The organism is Streptomyces sp. NPDC055962 (assembly GCF_042270185.1).
Classification (GTDB): Bacteria; Actinomycetota; Actinomycetes; order Streptomycetales; family Streptomycetaceae; genus Streptomyces.
Genome location: NZ_JBHJYN010000001.1, coordinates 250,042 through 270,413, shown reverse-complemented (window position 1 = coordinate 270,413; position 20,372 = coordinate 250,042). Strand labels below are relative to the sequence as shown.

The 20,372-nt window shown below is 70.2% G+C and carries 13 protein-coding genes; 9 read left to right on the top strand and 4 right to left on the bottom strand.

Features of this window, described 5'->3' with window-relative positions; translation table 11 throughout:
• Positions 1 to 10: 10 nt before the first annotated feature.
• Positions 11 to 967 carry an aldo/keto reductase gene (locus ACFC51_RS01195; protein ID WP_376527035.1) on the bottom strand — a complete coding sequence of 319 codons (957 nt, stop codon included), beginning with the start codon at positions 965 to 967 and terminating at the stop codon, positions 11 to 13.
• Between the two features lie 131 nt (positions 968 to 1,098).
• Between ACFC51_RS01195 and ACFC51_RS01190 the strand changes: the two genes are divergently transcribed.
• The 6 genes from ACFC51_RS01190 (at position 1,099) to serA (ending at position 10,784) form a co-directional block, all read left to right on the top strand.
• Positions 1,099 to 2,049, top strand: coding sequence for a 2-hydroxyacid dehydrogenase (locus ACFC51_RS01190; protein WP_376369177.1), 951 nt, complete (start codon positions 1,099 to 1,101; stop codon positions 2,047 to 2,049).
• A 267-nt stretch (positions 2,050 to 2,316) separates the two neighbouring features.
• Positions 2,317 to 5,160, top strand: coding sequence for a putative bifunctional diguanylate cyclase/phosphodiesterase (locus tag ACFC51_RS01185; RefSeq protein ID WP_376369178.1), 2,844 nt, complete (start codon positions 2,317 to 2,319; stop codon positions 5,158 to 5,160).
• 217 nt (positions 5,161 to 5,377) lie between these two features.
• A complete protein-coding gene (locus tag ACFC51_RS01180) occupies positions 5,378 to 7,234 on the top strand; it encodes an acetolactate synthase large subunit (RefSeq protein WP_376369179.1) in 1,857 nt (618 codons plus the stop codon).
• Positions 7,235 to 7,256: 22 nt separating this feature from the next.
• Positions 7,257 to 7,784, top strand: a complete 528-nt coding sequence (ilvN, locus tag ACFC51_RS01175; protein WP_103760243.1) for an acetolactate synthase small subunit — start codon at positions 7,257 to 7,259, stop codon at positions 7,782 to 7,784.
• Positions 7,785 to 7,890: 106 nt separating this feature from the next.
• Positions 7,891 to 8,892, top strand: a complete 1,002-nt coding sequence (gene ilvC / locus ACFC51_RS01170; protein ID WP_376369180.1) for a ketol-acid reductoisomerase — start codon at positions 7,891 to 7,893, stop codon at positions 8,890 to 8,892.
• A gap of 299 nt (positions 8,893 to 9,191) precedes the next feature.
• On the top strand, positions 9,192 to 10,784 hold the full coding sequence (gene serA / locus ACFC51_RS01165) for a phosphoglycerate dehydrogenase (RefSeq protein ID WP_376369181.1): 1,593 nt from the start codon (positions 9,192 to 9,194) through the stop codon (positions 10,782 to 10,784).
• Between the two features lie 303 nt (positions 10,785 to 11,087).
• Here the strand turns inward: serA and ACFC51_RS01160 are convergent, their stop codons facing one another.
• Positions 11,088 to 12,749 carry an AIPR family protein gene (locus ACFC51_RS01160; protein ID WP_376526364.1) on the bottom strand — a complete coding sequence of 554 codons (1,662 nt, stop codon included), beginning with the start codon at positions 12,747 to 12,749 and terminating at the stop codon, positions 11,088 to 11,090.
• Between the two features lie 274 nt (positions 12,750 to 13,023).
• Positions 13,024 to 14,163, bottom strand: coding sequence for a PucR family transcriptional regulator (locus tag ACFC51_RS01155; RefSeq protein ID WP_376526361.1), 1,140 nt, complete (start codon positions 14,161 to 14,163; stop codon positions 13,024 to 13,026).
• A gap of 177 nt (positions 14,164 to 14,340) precedes the next feature.
• On the opposite strand from ACFC51_RS01155, the gene ACFC51_RS01150 reads away from it, so the two are divergent.
• Both ACFC51_RS01150 and pruA read left to right on the top strand, forming a co-directional pair.
• Positions 14,341 to 15,267, top strand: coding sequence for a proline dehydrogenase family protein (locus ACFC51_RS01150; protein WP_329233143.1), 927 nt, complete (start codon positions 14,341 to 14,343; stop codon positions 15,265 to 15,267).
• A 94-nt stretch (positions 15,268 to 15,361) separates the two neighbouring features.
• Positions 15,362 to 16,993, top strand: coding sequence for an L-glutamate gamma-semialdehyde dehydrogenase (gene pruA, locus ACFC51_RS01145; RefSeq protein WP_376369184.1), 1,632 nt, complete (start codon positions 15,362 to 15,364; stop codon positions 16,991 to 16,993).
• Between the two features lie 210 nt (positions 16,994 to 17,203).
• Here pruA and ACFC51_RS01140 read toward each other — a convergent pair whose 3' ends face one another.
• Positions 17,204 to 19,525, bottom strand: coding sequence for a glycoside hydrolase family 3 N-terminal domain-containing protein (locus ACFC51_RS01140; protein WP_376369185.1), 2,322 nt, complete (start codon positions 19,523 to 19,525; stop codon positions 17,204 to 17,206).
• Positions 19,526 to 19,661: 136 nt separating this feature from the next.
• On the opposite strand from ACFC51_RS01140, the gene ACFC51_RS01135 reads away from it, so the two are divergent.
• Positions 19,662 to 20,261, top strand: a complete 600-nt coding sequence (locus ACFC51_RS01135) for a TetR/AcrR family transcriptional regulator (RefSeq protein WP_376369186.1) — start codon at positions 19,662 to 19,664, stop codon at positions 20,259 to 20,261.
• Positions 20,262 to 20,372: the final 111 nt, after the last annotated feature.

The following is a 20,372-nucleotide window of genomic DNA, read 5'->3' as shown; positions in this document are numbered from 1 at the left end:
CGCCGCGCCTTCAGTCCCACGAGCCGCGGGCGGGCGGCAGCCCGGCGACCTCGGCCAGGTCCCGGTCCGTGAGCACCAGCCGCGCCGCTCCCGAGTTCTCCACGGCCCACCGCTCGTGCTTCGCGCCGGGCACGGGCACCACGTGGCGGCCCTGCCGCAGGACCCACGCGAGGGCCACCTGCGCCGGAGTCGCGCCGTGCCGCTCCGCGATCCTGCGGAGCCCCGCGACCACCGGCTGGTTGGCCGCCATCATCTCCGCGGTGAAGCGCGGGTGCCTCGCCCGCGGGTCGTCCGGCTCGAAACCCTGGCCCGGCTTCAGCGTTCCCGTGAGATAGCCGCTGCCCAGCGGCATCGCCGCCAGCACGCCCACTCCCCGGGCCGCACACCACGGCAGCAGATCCTCCAGTGCCTGGGGCGACCACACCGAGAGCTCCGCCTGGACCGCGCTGACGGGGAAGACCTGCTGGATCCGCTCCAGCTGCCGGATGGTTCCGTCGTGCATCCTCGCCCCCGGCCCGCGGCCGGCACGGGCCCCCACCGCGCAGAGCCCGAGCGACCGCACCTTGCCCGCGGTCACCAGGTCCGCCATGGCGCCCCACGTCTCCTCCACCGGGACCTCGGGGTCCGCCCGGTGCAGCTGGTAGAGATCGATCACATCGGTCTGCAGGCGCCGCAGCGAGGCGTCGCACGCGCGGCGCACGTACCCGGGGCGGCCGTTGGCCACGATGTGCTGATCGCCCACCAGCAGACCGCACTTGGTGGAGAGGAAGGCTTCGGAGCGGCGCCCCTTGAGTGCCCGTCCGACGAGCAGTTCGTTGGTGAAGGGGCCGTACATGTCGGCGGTGTCGAGCAGCTGGACGCCCGCGTCCAGCGCCGCGTGCACGGTCCGCACCGAGCGGTCACCGCGCTGCTGCGACGTGGTGTAGGCCCAGCTCATCGGCATACAGCCCAGCCCGACCGCGCCCACGGCCAGCGCCGTCGCACCGATACTCCTGCGCTCCAACTCCCCGTACCCTTCCTCGGTCCCGTGATCACGGGACCACCAGCACCCCCAAAGTAACCTCTGCCGTTCCGTGCTCTTCGCATAGCCTCCTGACCATGACTTCTGCATCCGCCACCGACATATGGCTCCCGTTCGCCGCCGATGAGGTCGACGGCCTTCCCGAGGGGCTCGACTACCGCTTCTGGGACGGCGGCCGGGAGTACCCGGCGGACCCCGCCGACTGCGCGTTCTACGTCGTCCCGTACATGAAGGGCCCGGAGGTCGCGGTCCGTCCGCTCGGGGCGATGCGGGCGGTCCAGGTCGTCCAGACCCTCTCGGCCGGCATCGACCACGTGGAGCCCGGTCTCGGCCTGCTGCCCGCGGGGGTGCGGCTGTGCAATGCCAAGGGCGTGCACGAGGCCTCGACCGCCGAGCTCACCCTCGCCCTGATCCTCGCCTCGCTCCGCGGCTTCCCGGGCTTCGTGCACGGCCAGGACGAGGAGGAGTGGCGTTCCGGCTTCTACCCTGCGCTCGCCGACAAGTCCGTCCTCGTGGTGGGCTACGGATCGATCGGCGCGGCCATCGAGGACCGGCTCGAACCCTTCGAGTGCGCGCGGGTGGTGCGCGTCGCACGCTCGGCACGGACAACCGCACGCGGACCCGTACACGCGATCGACGAACTTCCCGCCCTGCTGCCCGAGGCCGACATCGTCATCCTGTCCACTCCGCTGAACCCGTCCACACAAGGGCTGGTGGGCCCCGCCTTCCTCGCCGCGATGCGGGACGGAGCGCTCCTCGTGAACGTCGCACGGGGAGCCGTCGTCGACACCGAGGCACTCCTGTCCGAACTCGAGTCCGGGCGGCTGCGTGCCGCGCTCGACGTGACCGACCCCGAACCGCTGCCCGCCGGCCACCCTCTCTGGCATGCTCCCCACACGCTGATCACCCCCCACGTGGGCGGCAGCACCTCCGCGTTCCTGCCCCGGGCCAAGCGGCTGCTGGCAGGACAGCTCACCCGGTTCGCCGCGGGGGAGCCGGTCGGCAACCTCGTGCTCACGACCGGCTGATCACGCTCCGGACCCGCACGGGGACACAGTGTTCCGCCAACACCCCAGGTCGTCACGGAGAGTAGAGATACTATGTCCCTGAGTGACGGCTCTGGTGTATCGTCCCCAGGAGGGCAGCGCCGTGGAAGGGACGGCGCCGGGGAGGAAGCGGAACGCGAGGGGGCGACAGGCGATGTTCGGCCAGTGGAGAGACGATCCGACGCGGCGTCACGGGCAGGAGGGGCCGGCGGCCGCGAGGGCTCCGGGACCTGCCGGCGGAGCGGACCGGTGAGCGCCCTCGGGGCCCTGCTCTCCCGGCAGCCGTCCGGGCGGACCGTGGGCCTGCGCTCCCAGCTCGCCCTCGCCGCCGTCTGCGCCGGATACGCCGTGGGGGCAGCCGTAGGCTGGGGATCGCCCGGAGTCGCCCTGTTCATGGGCGACTTCGGCCTCAGTGCCGCCGCCCTCGTCGCCGCCGTCTCCTGCTTCCTCTACGCGCGCGCCGGCGGCAGCCGGTTCCGGCCCGCCTGGCTCCTCTTCTCGCTCTCCTCGGCCATGGCGGCCGGCGGCAACGCGGTCTGGGGGTGGTACGAGGTGGTGCTCGGGCGCCCGGTGCCCTCCCCCTCCCTGGCGGACCTCTTCTTCCTCTGCTTCGCACCGCCCGCCATCGTCGGGCTGCTCGTCCTCGCCAAGCGCCCCGTCACGCGCGCGGGATGGGTCTGCCTCGTGCTGGACGCCTGGCTGATCGGCGGATCCCTGCTGACGCTCTCCTGGAGCCTCGCACTGGCCCACACCGCACACGTCGCGAACGCGGCGGGGGAAAGCGTGGCCAGGGCCGCACTCTCGCTGGCCTACCCGCTGCTCGACATCGTGCTCGTCTCCATGGTCCTCGCGCTGCACTTCCGGCGGGTCAACCTGAACCGCTCCGCGGTGAACACCGCCATCGCCGGACTCGCGCTGACCGTGGTCTGCGACGCCCTGTTCACCGCCCCGCTGCTGCGCTCGGTGTACCACTCGGGCCAGTTGCTGGACGCGGGGTGGTTCGCCGGTTCCCTGATCCTCGCGTACGCCCCCTGGGGGGTCCGCCGCGACCAGGACAACGCTGTCGAGGCGCCCGCCCCCGAGCTCCCCGCCCCCGAGTCACGTGCCGTGAGCCGCCCCATCGCGGGGTCGCTCGCCGCGCTCACGCCCTATCTGGCCGCGGCGGTCTGCACCCTCGGCATCCTCTACAACGTCGTGGAGGGCCGGAGGGTCGACCGGGTCGTCGTCCTCACCGGCTGCGCGGTCGTGCTCGCCCTGGTCCTGCGGCAGGCCATCATGCTCCTCGACAACATCGCGCTCACCCAGGAACTGGCCCAGAAGGAGAACCACTTCCGCTCCCTGGTGCAGGGCTCCAGCGACGTCATCATGATCGCCGAGCCCAGCGGTGTGCTCCGCTACGTCAGCCCCGCGGCGGCCGGCGTCTACCGCCGCGACGCCGAGGACCTCGTCGGAGCGGAGCTGTCCTCGATCATCCATCCCGACGATCTCGGGGGAGTCGTCCACGAACTGCGGCGCTTCCTCGCCGCCTCCTCCCGTGACGAACCCACCACCCGGATCGAGTGCCGCTTCGGATCGGGCACGGGGGACTGGCTCCACGTCGAGTCCACGGTCAACCGCCACCAGGGCGGCCTGCTGCTCAACAGCCGCGACGTGACCGAGCGGGTCAGGCTGCAGGCGCAGCTCCAGCACAACGCCGAGCACGATCCGCTCACCGACCTGCCCAACCGTGCCCTGTTCACCACCCGGGTCGGCCAGGCGCTCGGCGGCCGGCGGGCGGGGGACCCGGGCACCGCCGTGCTCTTCATCGACCTCGACGGCTTCAAGGCGGTCAACGACTCCATCGGCCACCAGGCGGGCGACGAACTCCTCGTCCAGGCCGCCCGCCGCCTCCAGGAGTCCGTGCGCACCTCGGACACCGCGGCCCGCCTCGGGGGCGACGAGTTCGCCGCGCTCATCGTCGGCGACGGCACCCGTGACCAGGCCGCCCGTGAGTGCCAGGTCCACGAGATCGCCGACCGGCTGCGCCTCAGACTCTCCCAGCCGTACCGGATCGGCACCGGGGACGTCCGGGTGGCCGCCTCCATCGGGGTCGCCTTCGCCGAGCCCTCCATCACGCCCAAGGACCTGATGCGCAACGCCGACCTCGCCATGTACCGGGCGAAGGCCGGCGGCAAGGACCGGGTCGAGCTGTACGCGCCCCAGATGCAGGCCGACGTGGTGCGCCGCTCCGAGCTCGCCACCCGGCTGCGGACCGCCCTGCGCGACGGCGAGTTCGCCCTGCTCCACCAGCCCGTGGTGCACCTGGCCAGCGGCACGGTCGCGGCCGTCTCGGCCCAGGCCCGCTGGCGCTCCGCCCAGGGCATCCTGTTCACCCCGGCCGAGTTCCTCCGCGTCTCCGAGGACAGCGACCGCGCGGCCGAGCTGGGCACCTGGCTGCTGGAGGAGGCCGTCGAGCAGGCCGCGGACCGGTTCCTGGCCGGCCATCCGGTCTCCGTCTCCGTGCGTGTGTCGGCCGCCCGGCTCCTCGACCGGGCGATCCCCCCGGGCTCCGTCGAGGCGCTCCTGACCCGGCACGGGCTGCCTTCCGGGGCCCTGATGATCGAGGTGGCCGACAGCGACCCGCGGATCTCCTTCGACGAGCTGGAACAGCGGCTGGTCGCGCTGCGCCGCCTCGGCGTCCGGATCGCGCTCGACGGCTTCGGCAGCGGGTACGCCGCGGTCAACGCCCTGCGCCGGCTCCCCATCGACGTGCTGAAGCTGGACCGATGCCTGGTGGAGGGCGTCGTCGAGTCGGCGAGGCTCCACAAGATCACCAGTGGGCTGCTGCGCATCGCCGGCGACCTCGGGATGCAGTCCGTCGCCGACGGGGTGGACGTGCCCGAGCAGGTGCGCGCGCTGCGCGCCATGGGGTGCACGCACGGCCAGGGAATGGCCTTCGCGGGCCCGCTGGACGAGTACCGGCTGCGGCGCACACTGATCCGCGGGAAATACCCGGTCCCGGGCTTCGGGACGGCCGCGCAGCCCGTGCTGGCGGGCGGCGCGATCCCGCTCCAGAGCCGCTCACATGATGAGACTCCCGTCCCACCCACTTGACACCGTGTGCGTGCCGGAGAGAGGGTCAATGCCATGCGCACCCGAATTCTCGTACTTGGAAAGCGCGTCGGCTGAAGCAGGGTCACTCATGGACACCCTGCAGACCGCACCGGCGCGCTCCCCTCGCTTGCCTCACGGCACGAGGGGTTTTTTGTTGCACCGGGACCTGTCAGAACCCCGTAAAAACACCGCATAAACCCTCAGCTTCGAGAAGAGAATGCCGATGACCGAGCAGGCCACCGGGGCCCAGCACCCGCAGCCGCGGGCCCGTAACGGCGGACCGTCCTCCGCCTCCGTTGAGCACCTCACGGGCGCGCAGTCCCTCATCCGTTCTCTCGAGGAAGTCGGGGCCGACACCGTATTCGGTCTCCCTGGCGGCTGCATCCTCCCGGCGTACGACCCGCTGATGGACTCCACCCGGGTCCGCCACATCCTGGTCCGCCACGAGCAGGGTGCCGGTCACGCGGCCACCGGCTACGCCCAGGCGACCGGCAAGGTCGGGGTCTGCATGGTCACCTCGGGCCCCGGTGCCACCAACCTGGTCACCCCGATCGCCGACGCCGCGATGGACTCCGTGCCCATGGTCGCGATCACCGGCCAGGTCGCCTCCGCGGCCATCGGCACGGACGCCTTCCAGGAAGCCGACATCTGCGGCATCACGATGCCGATCACGAAGCACAACTTCCTGGTCACCCGTGCCGAGGACATCGCCCACACGATCGCCGAGGCCTTCCACATCGCCTCCACCGGCCGCCCCGGACCGGTCCTCGTCGACATCGCCAAGGACGCGTTGCAGGCGAAGACCACCTTCAGCTGGCCGCCGTCGCTGGACCTGCCCGGCTACCGTCCGGTCACGAAGCCGCACGCCAAGCAGATCCGCGAGGCCGCCAAGCTCATCACCCAGGCCAAGCGCCCGGTGCTGTACGTCGGCGGCGGCGTCATGAAGGCCGGCGCGACCGCCGAGCTGAAGGTCCTGGCAGAGCTCACCGGAGCGCCCGTCACCACCACCCTGATGGCGCTCGGCTCCTTCCCCGACAGCCACCCGCTGCACGTGGGGATGCCCGGCATGCACGGTTCGGTCACCGCCGTCACCGCGCTGCAGAAGGCCGACCTGATCGTCGCGCTCGGTGCCAGGTTCGACGACCGCGTCACCGGCAAGCTGGACAGCTTCGCCCCGTACGCCAAGATCGTCCACGCGGACATCGACCCGGCCGAGATCGGCAAGAACCGCGCCGCCGACGTCCCGATCGTCGGTGATGCCCGCGAGGTCATCGCCGACCTCGTCCAGGCGGTCCAGGCGGAGCACACCGAGGGCAACACCGGTGACTACAGCGCCTGGTGGAAGGACCTCAACCGCTGGCGCGAGACCTACCCCGTCGGCTACGACCTGCCGGAGGACGGCAGTCTCTCGCCGCAGCAGGTCATCCAGCGCATCGGCGAACTCGCCCCCGAGGGAACGATCTTCGCGGCGGGCGTCGGCCAGCACCAGATGTGGGCCTCGCACTTCATCCAGTACGAGCAGCCCGCGACCTGGCTCAACTCCGGCGGTGCCGGGACCATGGGCTACGCCGTCCCGGCGGCCATGGGCGCCAAGGCGGGCATGCCCGAGCGCGCCGTCTGGGCGATCGACGGCGACGGCTGCTTCCAGATGACCAACCAGGAACTCACCACCTGCGCGCTCAACAACATCCCGATCAAGGTCGCCATCATCAACAACGGCGCCCTCGGGATGGTCCGCCAGTGGCAGACCCTGTTCTACAACCAGCGCTACTCCAACACCGTGCTGCACTCCGGCCCGGACGCCGACGGCAACGCCGCCAAGGGCACCCGCGTGCCGGACTTCGTCAAGCTGTCCGAGGCGATGGGCTGCTACGCACTCCGCTGCGAGGACCCGGCCGATCTGGACAAGGTCATCGCCGAGGCCAACGCGATCAACGACCGCCCGGTCGTCATCGACTTCATCGTCCACGAGGACGCCATGGTGTGGCCGATGGTCGCCGCCGGCACCTCCAACGACGAGGTCATGGCGGCGCGTGGCGTCCGGCCCGACTTCGGCGACAACGAAGACGACTGAGAGACAGAGAGAGACCGACTCCATGTCCAGTAAGCACACGCTCTCCGTCCTGGTCGAGAACAAGCCGGGTGTCCTCGCCCGGATCACGGCCCTGTTCTCCCGGCGCGGCTTCAACATCGACTCGCTCGCGGTCGGTACCACCGAACATCCCGACATCTCACGCATCACCATTGTCGTGAACGTCGAGGGCCTGCCCCTGGAGCAGGTGACCAAGCAGCTCAACAAGCTGGTCAACGTCCTGAAGATCGTCGAACTCGAGCCCACCGCAGCGATCCAGCGGGAGCTCGTCCTGGTGAAGGTCCGCGCAGACAACGAGACCCGCTCCCAGATCGTCGAGATCGTCCAGCTGTTCCGCGCCAAGACCGTGGACGTCTCCCCGGAGGCCGTCACGATCGAGGCGACCGGGGGCGCCGATAAGCTGGAGGCCATGCTCAAGATGCTCGAGCAGTTCGGCATCAAGGAGCTCGTCCAGTCCGGCACCATCGCCATAGGGCGCGGCGCGCGCTCGATCACCGACCGTTCCCTGCGCGCCCTCGACCGTACGGCGTAACACCTCACGGGCCGCCTCGCCGCTCGCATGGCGAGACCCGGCAACGCATCCGACGCACCCCGCCGTACGGTGGGACGCAACACCTGCACACCAAGGAGAAGACCCAGTGGCCGAGCTGTTCTACGACGACGATGCCGACCTGTCCATCATCCAGGGCCGTAAGGTCGCGGTCCTCGGTTACGGCAGCCAGGGGCACGCCCACGCGCTGTCGCTGCGTGACTCGGGTGTCGACGTCCGTGTCGGTCTGCACGAGGGTTCGAAGTCCAAGGCCAAGGCCGAGGAGCAGGGCCTGCGCGTGGTGACCCCGTCCGAGGCCGCGGCCGAGGCCGACGTCATCATGATCCTCGTCCCGGACCCGATCCAGGCCAAGGTCTACGAGGAGTCCGTCAAGGACAACCTCAAGGACGGCGACGCGCTGTTCTTCGGCCACGGCCTGAACATCCGCTTCGACTTCATCAAGCCGCCGGCCAACGTCGACGTCTGCATGGTCGCCCCGAAGGGCCCGGGCCACCTCGTCCGCCGCCAGTACGAGGAAGGCCGCGGCGTCCCGTGCATCGTGGCCGTCGAGCAGGACGCCACCGGCAAGGGCCTGGAGCTCGCGCTCAGCTACGCGAAGGGCATCGGCGGCACCCGCGCCGGCGTCATCAAGACGACCTTCACCGAGGAGACCGAGACCGACCTCTTCGGCGAGCAGGCCGTCCTCTGCGGTGGCACCGCCGCCCTGGTCAAGGCCGGTTTCGAGACGCTGACCGAGGCCGGCTACCAGCCGGAGATCGCGTACTTCGAGTGCCTCCACGAGCTGAAGCTCATCGTGGACCTCATGTACGAGGGCGGCCTGGAGAAGATGCGCTGGTCCATCTCGGAGACCGCCGAGTGGGGCGACTACGTCACCGGCCCGCGCATCATCACTGACGCCACCAAGGCCGAGATGAAGAAGGTCCTCGCCGAGATCCAGGACGGCACCTTCGCCAAGAACTGGATGGCCGAGTACCACAACGGCCTGCCCAAGTACAACGAGTACAAGAAGGCCGACAGCGAGTCCCTGCTGGAGACCACCGGCAAGGAGCTCCGCAAGCTCATGAGCTGGGTCGACAACGAGGACGCCTGAGTTGTCGCCGGGGGGCGGGTCCGTCCGGGCCCGCCCCCCGGCGCACGGCCGGCCTCACACCCCGTGTCACTGCGGGCAGAGGTGGGTGGCAGGAGGCGGTGCCGTACGTCTGTACAGACCGTCCACCCCGTGTGGGTGATCCTTCCACCGGGGCGCAGTCGATGCCCGGCCGCATGACTACACTTCTCAACACATACACGCGTCAGGGCCCACAGTGTCGTGCGTCTTCCACGCGGCTAGCCCCTCCACCGCCTGCGGCCGTCGGGACGGCCGTCCGCACTGGACTTGTGAGGACACACGTGAGCTCGAAACCTGTCGTACTCATCGCCGAAGAGCTGTCGCCCGCCACGGTCGACGCCCTGGGTCCGGATTTCGAGATCCGGCACTGCAACGGCGCGGACCGCGCCGAACTCCTCCCCGCGATCGCCGACGTCGACGCGATCCTGGTGCGCTCCGCCACCAAGGTCGACGCCGAGGCCATCGCCGCCGCGAAGAAGCTCAAGGTCGTCGCCCGTGCCGGCGTCGGACTGGACAACGTCGACGTCTCCTCGGCCACCAAGGCCGGCGTGATGGTCGTCAACGCCCCGACCTCCAACATCGTCACCGCCGCCGAGCTGGCCTGTGGTCTGCTCGTCGCCACGGCGCGCAACATCCCGCAGGCCAACACCGCCCTGAAGAACGGCGAGTGGAAGCGCTCCAAGTACACGGGTGTCGAGCTCAGTGAGAAGACCCTCGGCGTCGTCGGCCTCGGCCGCATCGGTGTCCTGGTCGCCCAGCGCATGTCGGCGTTCGGCATGAAGATCGTCGCGTACGACCCCTACGTGCAGCCCGCCCGCGCGGCGCAGATGGGCGTCAAGCTCCTCACGCTGGACGAGCTGCTCGAGGTCTCCGACTTCATCACCGTGCACCTGCCCAAGACCCCCGAGACGCTGGGCCTGATCGGCGACGAGGCGCTGCACAAGGTGAAGCCCTCGGTGCGCATCGTCAACGCCGCGCGCGGTGGCATCGTCGACGAGGAGGCGCTCGCCTCCGCCCTCAAGGAGGGCCGTGTCGCAGGCGCCGGTCTGGACGTGTACACCAAGGAGCCCTGCACGGACTCCCCGCTGTTCCAGTTCGACCAGGTCGTCTGCACCCCGCACCTCGGTGCCTCGACCGACGAGGCGCAGGAGAAGGCCGGCATCGCCGTCGCCAAGTCCGTCCGCCTGGCCCTCGCCGGTGAGCTCGTGCCCGACGCGGTCAACGTCCAGGGCGGGGTCATCGCGGAGGACGTGCGCCCCGGCCTGCCGCTCGCCGAGAAGCTCGGCCGGATCTTCACCGCCCTCGCCGGTGAGGTCGCGGCCCGTCTCGACGTCGAGGTCTACGGCGAGATCACCCAGCACGACGTGAAGGTGCTCGAACTCTCCGCGCTCAAGGGCGTGTTCGAGGACGTCGTCGACGAGACCGTCAGCTACGTCAACGCCCCGCTCTTCGCGCAGGAGCGCGGTGTCGAGGTCCGCCTCACCACGAGCTCCGAGTCGCCGGACCACCGCAACGTGGTGACCGTCCGCGGCACCCTGTCGAGCGGCGAGGAGGTCGCGGTCTCCGGCACGCTCGCCGGTCCCAAGCACCTCCAGAAGATCGTCGCGATCGGTGAGCACGACGTGGACCTGGCGCTGGCCGACCACATGGTCGTCCTGCGGTACGAGGACCGCCCCGGTGTCGTCGGCGCCGTCGGCAAGATCCTCGGCGAGGCCGGCCTGAACATCGCCGGCATGCAGGTCTCGCGCCAGGACGCGGGCGGCGAGGCGCTGGTCGTCCTCACCGTCGACGACACCATCCCGCAGTCGGTCCTCACCGAGATCGCCGACGAGATCGGTGCCGCCTCGGCGCGTTCGGTGAACCTCACCGACTGACCGGCAAGCCCACCACGACCGCGCCCGGCGGACAGAGACCCTCTGTGCGCCGGGCGCGGTCGTGCGTAGCTCCGTCCCCCGCCGTCAGCCGTCGATGTGGCCGGTGAGCAGCGCGACGAGGAAGACCGCCCAGCCCAGGGTGCTGATCATGGCGAGGAAGAGCGCGGCGACCGCACAGCCGGTCGCGGAGCGATGGATCCTGCTGCGCCTTGGTCATCCGGTGCGGGCACCTCTCAGGGCCGTCCCCCCCCAGACTCCTTGGCGGGCCCTGCTGCTGCGTCCGATCCGCGCACCCCGTCCGTGTCACGTCAGCCCGGCGTCCCGAATCAGGGCAGCGACCCGCGCCTGGTTCTTGAACACGTTGCCGGGGTAGGCGTTGGCCGGAAACGCCAGGACCATGGAAGCCACGTACCTATTGACCGCCGAGTCCAATCCATCCAGAACGGGATTCAGATCGCTCTTGGGGTCTCGCAAGAAGTGGTCCCCCAGTTTCCTCATCACCAGATGCGCGATGACTCTCCTGCCGTGCACGGCGATACCCGCCTCTGCGCCGTCGCGCTCCCGTTCCATCTTGTCGAGCAGCTTGTCGACGGACACGGTGATCCTCACAGCCCGCGTGAGTCTGAGAGGGTCCGTGTTCGGATTGAAGAGGGAGCGGTAGACGGATGACTCCGAGAACAGCCGGGACACTTCCCGCTTGGCGATCACCGAGTGGTTCACGCTGCTGGAGGCGCACGCCAGCGCAACTGCGGCCTGCCGTACCTCGATGACCTTCTCGGGATCCTTCGACTTCGCTTGCTCCGCTGAACGCAGGAGGTACTCGTAGCCGAGCACCTGGAGTTCGCGGACAAGCCGGTGCTGCTCCTGGTCCAAGAACGCGAAATCCTGACTCGAGACTTCGTTCTGGGTGTTGGCGAACCTCGTTATGCGGCGCCCGAGTTCATCCTCGGCCTTGGGTACTTCGATGCAACGTACGAGAACGAAGGCGCTGCCCAGATTCTTCTCGTGTTCTGTGGTGAGCACCGTCCCCAGAGTGGAAACGGTCTGGGCGCCGTTGACGATGCTCGCACCGGACAGCTTGAAGAACCCGACATCCCGGTTCAGTGCGCCGCCGGGGCCGATCTCTATCGCCTCGGCCAGAACGGTGATGCCGTTGTTGTAGTAGGCGAATCGCTCAGGATCGTCGCGGATCGTCTGCAGGATTCCGTCGTTGATGTCCGACCTGGGAATCACGACGCGAATGTTCTCGGCGAAGAGGTCGACACCGTAGTCCCGGAACCAGCCGGCGATCTCGGCCGCGCTGACCCGCCCGTAGTACATCCTTTGCGGTTCGGACCCCCTGCCCCAGTCGAGCATCTGCAACGCGATGTCGACAGTCGGTCGTACCTGTTCCGAGATCGAATTGAAGAGATCGGCTTGCGCGAAGTGGCCGTGCGAGGCGAGAGGGTCGATCCCTTCCAGGTCGTTGAGCTGATCCAGTAGCTCTGTGATGGGTTCCTGCACGTCCGGTGCAAGCGCATCGCCCGCTGTCGTGACCGTGACCAGACGGATGCGGGCGCCCGGCGTCTTCAGGAGATCGCGAACTGCTGTCTTCGTGCTTTCGGAAGCATGGGCGAGATCGTCATCGGCGCGCATTCCGAGAAGGGATTTTACGCCCTGCAGGAACTTCAGGACATCGCCGAGGGCCATGGATCCCGAACCGTCCTGGCGCCACTTCGACTGCACAAAGACGACCAGCTTGGCCGCTGAGTCGACCCCGATGGCATCGATACCCCGGTCCTTGGCTCCGTCTGTGATCTCGATCAACGGCTGGGACTCCTCCGGGGAACCCAGGACGAGATGGACGGAGTGAAGTGCCAAGAGGCGCGAAAGATTGTTCGGGTCATCCAGGGCGGCGTTCCAGTTTTCCGGCTCGTAAAGGGCGCGAACATGGGTCTCGATCTGGCTGACGTGAAACTTGCTCACACCATTTCCCCTCGCGTTCGGTTCAGAAAGGCATTCGAATGGACAGGCCGGAGACGGGGAGGCCGCGTGGTGGAGGCGGGAGGTTGACGCCGCATCCAACGGCCCTGCTTCAGAGGTGACAGGACGTTCACCTCCGGTCGGTCGAGTGCCCGACGGGGGAGGCCACGACGTGATGATGCCAAGAAGATGGCCGCATGGTCGAGAGATCAGCTGATCGGAGTGCCGATCCCTGATTCGTCCTGATCGTCAACGGGGCGGGGACCCTTCAGCCCGCTCACAGCCGGGCCCTTTTCAGCGCCATGTGCAGGAGCAGCCGGTCCTCGCCGTCGTTCAGGTCGAGGCCGGTGAGCTGCTGGACGCGGGCGAGGCGGTAGTAGAGCGTCTGGCGGTGGATGCCCAGCTCGGCGGCGGTCCGGCTCGCCTGGCCTGCACGGTCGAGGAACACCTCGGCGGTACGGGCCAGTTCGGCGTGGGCCGGGGCGAGAAGCGGGCGTACGGCAAGGTCGGGTGCGGCGTCCGGGGTGCGGGGCAGGGAGGCCAGGATGCGGTACGGGCCGATGTCCGGCCATGCGGCGACCGGGCCGAAGCGGGCTTCCGCCGAGGCCGCGCGGGCGGCGGACAGCGCCTCGTGCCAGGAGTCGGCCAGCTCCGCGAGACCCCGGCGGGGAGCGGCGAGGCCGCCGGTGGCACCGGGTCCGGCGGAGGCGCGGAGCCGCTCCGCCGCGGTCGTCGCCGCATCGAGTGCTTCGGGGGAGCGCAGCCTGACGAGGGCGGCCAGGGCCTGGGTGCCTGCCCCGGGGGCCGTGGCGAGCGCCGCCGCCGAGGGCACCGTACGCACGGAGGGCGTCCCGCCCGGCCAGGGGGTCACGCAGACCACGGTGTGCAGCCCGTCCGCGCCGGAGCCGAGTGCCTCGTGCAGCGCGGCCACCGCCATGTCGCGCTGCCAGACGTGTCCGGCGACGAGCACCGCGCCGAATTCCCGCGACAGGTCCGTGCCGGCCCGCTCCTCGTCGGCGAGCAGGGCGCCGATGCGGGAAGCCACCTCCATGGCCGCCGTCAGCTGTGCGTCCGTCGGCCGGGGGTCCGCGTCGAGCAGCCACACGTAACCCAGGACGACACCCCGATGGCGTACCGGCAGGCAGATGCGGTCACGGAAGACCCCGGCCTCCGGGGCGGCCGGGATGCGGACGGGCCCCGTCGCGCGGGTGATGCCGAACCCCTCGAACCAGGCGCGCACCGCCGGGGTGGAGCGCCGGGTCAGGATCGAGCGTGTACGGACGGGGTCCATCGCCGTGTCGTCGTCGCTGTCGTGGGCCCCGAAGGCGACCAGCCCGAAATCGCGGTTCTCCAGGGTCGCGGGGGCGCTGAGCAGCGCGGAGATCTCGTCGACCAGCTCCTGGTAATCGCCCTTCACCCCGCCATTCTCGCACCCCTTCAGACATATGTCTGAGATCCGGCGCACGGATGCGTGACAGCTGTCGATGGCACGGGATCGCGGGGGTACCTAGATTTCACAGTGGTTCTCCGTGCCGTCCCGGTCCGTTCCCCTGCGTACCGGTCCGGCCTCGTTCGTACTCCGTGGAGGTGCCCCGTGCTGGGTCCCGTGATTCTCGCCGCGTCCCGCAGCGACAAGATGCGTCGTTTCATCTCGGCCGCGCCCGGCACCAAGCAGGTCGTCGACCGCTTCATCGCCGGTGAGAGCGTCGACCAGGTCGTCCCCGTCATCGAGGACGCGGCCTCCAAGGGCCTCGAGGTCACCCTGGACGTCGTGGGTGAGGACATCACCACCCCCGAGCAGGCCGCCGCCGCGCGCGACGCCTACCTGGAGCTCGTCGGCCGTCTGAAGGAGCTCGGGCTCGGCGCCCGGGCCGAGATGTCCGTCAAGCTCTCGATGTTCGGCCAGGCGCTGGAGGGCGGTCACGAGCTGGCCCTCGCCAACGTGCGCCCCGTCGTCGAGGCCGCCGCCGCGATCGGCACCACCGTCACGCTGGACGCCGAGGACCACACCACGCTGGACTCGATGTTCGCCATCCACGAGGAGCTGCGGAAGGACTTCCCGCAGACCGGCTGCGTGATCCAGTCCTACCTGTTCCGCACCGAGGCCGACGCCAGGCGCCTCGCCGCCGCGGGCAGCCGGGTCCGTCTGGTGAAGGGCGCCTACAAGGAGCCCGCCTCGGTCGCGTACCAGAGCAAGCCGGAGATCGACAAGGCGTACGTCCGCATCCTGAAGACCCTGATGCTGGGCGAGGGCTACCCGATGATCGGCTCTCACGATCCCCGTCTCATCGCCATCGGCCAGGAGCTCGCACGCCAGGCCGGGCGCAAACTGGACGAGTACGAGTTCCAGATGCTGTACGGCATCCGCAGCGAGGAGCACGTCCGGCTCGCGGCCGAGGGCCACCGGATGCGCGTCTACACGGCGTACGGCACCGACTGGTACGGATATTTCATGCGCCGTCTCGCGGAGAAGCCGGCCAACCTGCTGTTCTTCGGCCGCTCCGTCCTCACCAAGGGCTGAGCCACCGGCTGGACCGAGGGTCCGGACCACAGGGCTGAACCAGGGCTGACCTGCCCGGCCGACCACCCACCTCAACCAAGGAGACAAGGCACTCATGGACGCTGTCACCCAGGTCCCCGCGCCGGTCAACGAGCCGGTCCACTCCTACGCCCCCGGCACCGCCGAGCGGGCCCGCCTGGAGGCGAAGCTCAAGGAGCTCGGCGAGAACCCGATCGACCTGCCGATGACCATCGGCGGCGAGAAGCGCATGGGCGGCGGCGAGCGTGTCGACGTCGTGCAGCCGCACAACCACAAGGCCGTCATCGGCACCTTCGCCGGTGCCACCGAGCAGGACGCCCAGGACGCCGTCGACGCGGCGCTCGCCGCCGCTCCGGCCTGGCGCGCCATGTCCTTCGACGACCGCGCCGCCATCATCCTGCGCGCCGCCGAGCTGCTGTCCGGCCCCTGGCGCGAGACGCTGGCCGCCTCCACGATGCTGGGCCAGGGCAAGACCGCTCAGCAGGCCGAGATCGACTGCCCCTGCGAGCTCGTCGACTTCTGGCGCTTCAACGTGCACTACGCGCGCCAGATCCTCGCGGAGCAGCCGCCGGCGAACTCCCCCGGCGTGTGGAACCGCATGGACCACCGCCCGCTCGAGGGCTTCGTCTACGCGATCACGCCGTTCAACTTCTCGGCCATCGCGGCCAACCTGCCGACCGCGCCCGCCCTCATGGGCAACGTCGTGGTGTGGAAGCCGTCCCCGACGCAGACCCACGCCGCCGTGCTGCTGATGCAGCTGCTGGAGGAGGCCGGGCTGCCCAAGGGCGTCATCAACCTGGTCACCGGCGACGGCATCGCCGTCTCCGAGGTGGCGCTGAACCACCGCGACCTGGCCGGTGTCCACTTCACCGGTTCGACCCCCACCTTCCAGCACCTGTGGAAGACGGTCGGCAACAACATCGCCAACTACCGCACCTACCCCCGCCTGGTCGGCGAGACCGGTGGCAAGGACTTCGTCGTCGCGCACCCCAGCGCCGACCGCGCCGTGCTGAAGACCGCGCTGACCCGCGGCTCCTTCGAGTACCAGGGCCAGAAGTGCTCCGCGTCCTCCCGCGCCTACATCCCGGCCTCCATCTGGAACTCCGGGTTCAAGGAGGAGTTCGCGGCCGAGGTCGACGGCATCACCATGGGTGACGTCACCGACCTGTCGCACTTCATGGGTGCCGTCATCGACGCGCGTTCGTTCGCGAAGAACAAGGCGGCGATCGACCGTGCCGCCGCCGACCCGACCTGCACGATCGTCGCGGGCGGCACGTACGACGACTCCGTCGGCTACTTCGTCCGCCCGACGGTCGTCGTCTGCGACGACCCGGCCAACGAGGTCTTCACCACCGAGTACTTCGGCCCGATCCTCGCCGTCCACGTCTACGAGGACGAGAAGTACGACGCCATGCTGGAGCAGATGGAGTCGGTGTCCGACTACGCGCTGACCGGCGCCGTCATCTCCAACGACCGTGCGGCGGCCGCGTACACGATGGAGAAGCTCCGCTACGCGGCGGGCAACTTCTACATCAACGACAAGTCGACCGGCGCCGTCGTCGGCCAGCAGCCCTTCGGCGGCGGCCGTGGCTCCGGCACCAACGACAAGGCGGGCGCCCCGCAGAACCTGCAGCGCTGGACGCTGACCCGCGCCATCAAGGAGACGCTGGTCCCGCCGACCGAGTACACCTACCCCCACCAGGGCTGACCGCCCTCCGGGGCGCCCGCAGAGGCGCCCCGCCCGACCACCGCCTCCCGACCGGCTCCCCCCGCCGGCCGGGAGGCGGTTTCCATTCCGGGGTCCCGCGCGACCTCGGCCGCCGACGGGGAGGCCCCGGCTCCTGACGGTGCGGTCTCAGCCCTGCGCTCCGACGCCTCGGCCCTGCGCTCCGAAGCCTCAGCCCTGCGCTCCGAAGCCTCAGCCCTTCACGGTGAAGCCGGCCCGCAGGAGGCGCTCGTCGGCGGAGGACGGCCCGACGAGCAGCTCGAAGGCCCCCGGCTCGACGACCCGCCGGCCCGCCGCGTCCACGAGGGTGCACTCGGAGACCGGCAGTTCGAGCACCACCTCGCGGGACTCGCCGGGCGCGAGCGTCACCTGCCGGTAGGTCTTGAGCTCCTTCTCGGCCCACGTCACGGACGTCACGGTGTCGCTGACGTACACCTGCACCGTCTCCAGGGCCGGCCGTGCGCCGGTGTTGCGGACGGTGACGCGTGCCCGCAGGGTGTCGTTCTCCCCGACGCTCGTGGTGAGCATCTCCAGGCCGGAGTACTCCACGTCCGTGTAGCTCAGACCCTCACCGAAGACGAACGCCGGACGCTGGGTCAGGTCGGCGTACCGGGAGCCGTGCTGGCCCCGGATCTGGTTGTAGTACGTCGGCTGCTGGCCCGCGTGCCGGGCGAAGGAGAGGGGCAGCCGGCCCGACGGCTCGACGAGGCCCAGCAGGACCTCGGCCACCGCCCGGCCGCCCTGCATGCCCGGGTTGAAGGCGTGCAGGACCGCGGCCGCGCCGAGGGCGGACGGCGGGAGCACCAGGGGCTTCGAGCTGATGACCACGACGACGAGCGGCTTGCCGGTCGCGGCGAGCGCGTCGAGCAGCGCGACCTGGTCGCCGACGAGCTCCAGGGTGGCGGTGGACTTGCCCTCGCCGACCAGCTCGATACGGTCCCCGACCACGGCGACGACGTAGTCGGCGGCCTCCGCTGCGGCGACCGCCTCGCCGATCAGTGCGGCGTCCGGTTCGGCGGGGACGACCACCTCGGGGCGGGGCTGTCCGTCGGGGAAGAACTGCCCCTCCGGGTCCGCGCCCACACCGAGGATCCTGGCGCCCCGCGCGTACGAGACCGTCCAGTCGGCGGGCGCGTGCTCGCGGAAGCCGTCGAGGACGGTGCGGATCATGGCGCGCGGCTGACCGTCCGGGAGCCAGTCCACCTGGCCCGACGAGCCGGCCCAGTCGCCCAGCTGGGTCTGCGCGTCGTCCGCGTTCGGCCCGATCACCGCGACGGTACGGGGACCGGGTGCCCCGGTGGCCCGCCCGTCGTCGCCCGCGGTGAGACCGCCGGCCAGCGGCAGCGTGCCGTCGTTGGTCAGCAGCACCAGCGAGCGCCGGGCGGCCTCCAGGTTCAGCGCGGCGTGCCCGGCGCTGCCGATGATCCCGGCCTGGCGGGCGGCGTCGGGGCGGCGCGGGTCCTCGAACAGGCCGAGCTCGAACTTGAGCGTGAGGACCCGGCGCACGGCCGCGTCGATCTCGGCCTCGCCCAGCGTGCCGTTCCCGACCGCTTCCAGGGCCCCTTCGAAGAACCCCTCGGTCGCCATCACCATGTCGTTGCCGGCGCGGACCGCCGCCGCGGCGGCCTGCGCGTAGTCGGCGTACACCTTCTGCTCCCACACCATGCGGCCGACGTTGTCCCAGTCGGTCACCAGCGTCCCGGTGTAGCCCCACTCCTCGCGCAGCACGTCGTTGAGCAGCCAGTCGTTCACCGTGATCGGGACGCCGTCCATGGACTGGTAGCCGAGCATGAACGTCCGGCAGCCCTCCTTGGCGACCCGCTCGAACGGCGGCAGGAACCAGGACCGCAGCTTGCGCCGGGAGATGTCCGCCTCGCTGGCGTCACGGCCGCCCTGCGTCTCGGAGTACCCCGCGAAGTGCTTGGCCGAGGCCAGGACCGCGGTCGGGTCGGCCAGGCCGTCGCCCTGGTACCCGCGCACCATGGCCGAGGCGAGCTCCCCGATCAGATGGGGGTCCTCGCCGAACGTCTCGCTGACCCGGCCCCAGCGCAGGTCCCGGGTGATGCAGAGCACCGGCGAGAACGTCCAGTGCACGCCGGTCGCCGCGACCTCCACGGCGGTGGCCCGCGCGATCCGCTCCACCAGCTCCGCGTCCCAGGTGGCGGCCATGCCGAGCTGGGTGGGGTAGATCGTGGCGCCCTCCCAGAAGGAGTGCCCGTGGATGCAGTCCTCCGCGACCAGCAGCGGGATGCGCAGCCGGGACCGGTCGGTCAGCTCGGCGGCCTCCAGGACCCGCTCGGGCGAGGTGTGCAGGATCGACCCCACGTGCAGGTCCTCGACGAAGTGCCGCACCCCTTCCTTCGCGTTCAGCTGGAGCATCTGGCCGACCTTCTCGGGCAGCGTCATGCGCCCCAGGAGATCGGCGACCCGCTCCGCCACGGGGAGCGCGGGGTCGAGGTAGGGCAGGGAGGGGGACACGGGGGGTCCTTTCGCGACACGGTTCGCCTTCACCATAGAGTCAATACCGACCACCTGGTAAGTATCTCCGGGAATCGAATCTCCGGGGGCGGAATCCGCCGGGGGGCCGAATGGGAATCCGATGCACCGAAGTGCCGGGCGGACCGATGCCGGCGGACCGGGAGAGTGGCGAGTGACCGCCGAGACGAGGCGCGGCTACGCGAAGGGCCGTGCGAAGCGGCGCGAGATCCTCGAGCAGGCCATGTCCCTGTTCGGCGAGGCCGGCTACCGGGGTGCGTCACTGCGGGTGATCGCCACCCGCTGCGGCATCTCGCACACCGGACTGCTGCACCACTTCCCGACCAAGGAGGCGCTGCTGCTCGCGGTGCTCGAACACCGGGACGACGTGGACGACGAGTGGCTCTCGCTCGGCGGCACCACGGGTGTGCGGCGGCTGCGCCGGTTCGCCGAACTGGCCGAGCTGAACTCGGCCCGGCGGGGGATCGTCGAGCTGTTCTCGGTGGTCTCCACCGAGGCGACGGCGGCCGACCACCCCGCCCACGGGTACTTCGTGCGCCGCTACGAGAACTCCGTCGCCGGCGCCCAGCTCGCCTACGAGCAGGTGCGCCTGGAGGGCGCACTGCGGCCGGGGATCGCGCCCGGCGACGCCGGGCGGCAGCTGATCGCCCTGATGGACGGACTCCAGGTGCAGTGGCTGCTCAGCGACGGCACGGCCGACATGGCGGGTGTGCTGCGCGCCCACATCGAGGCGCAGCTCACCGTGGATCTCTGAGGCGCCGGCGCCCCTCGCCGTCCCCTGCGCCGCCCTTCGCCGGCGGGGTCCGTCCGTGTGGCCGTCTCAGATAGTAGGAAGTCCGAGTATCTGTAGAGACAGATGGCTCTG

Bases quoted from the DNA above. Each gene is read 5' to 3' on its own strand.
- ACFC51_RS01190 (WP_376369177.1), top strand. From the start codon at position 1,099: ATGACTTCTGCATCCGCCACCGACATATGGCTCCCGTTCGCCGCCGAT.
- ACFC51_RS01180 (WP_376369179.1), top strand. From the start codon at position 5,378: ATGCCGATGACCGAGCAGGCCACCGGGGCCCAGCACCCGCAGCCGCGG.
- ilvN (WP_103760243.1), top strand. From the start codon at position 7,257: ATGTCCAGTAAGCACACGCTCTCCGTCCTGGTCGAGAACAAGCCGGGT.
- pruA (WP_376369184.1), top strand. From the start codon at position 15,362: ATGGACGCTGTCACCCAGGTCCCCGCGCCGGTCAACGAGCCGGTCCAC.
- ACFC51_RS01140 (WP_376369185.1), bottom strand. From the start codon at position 19,525: ATGGTGAAGGCGAACCGTGTCGCGAAAGGACCCCCCGTGTCCCCCTCC.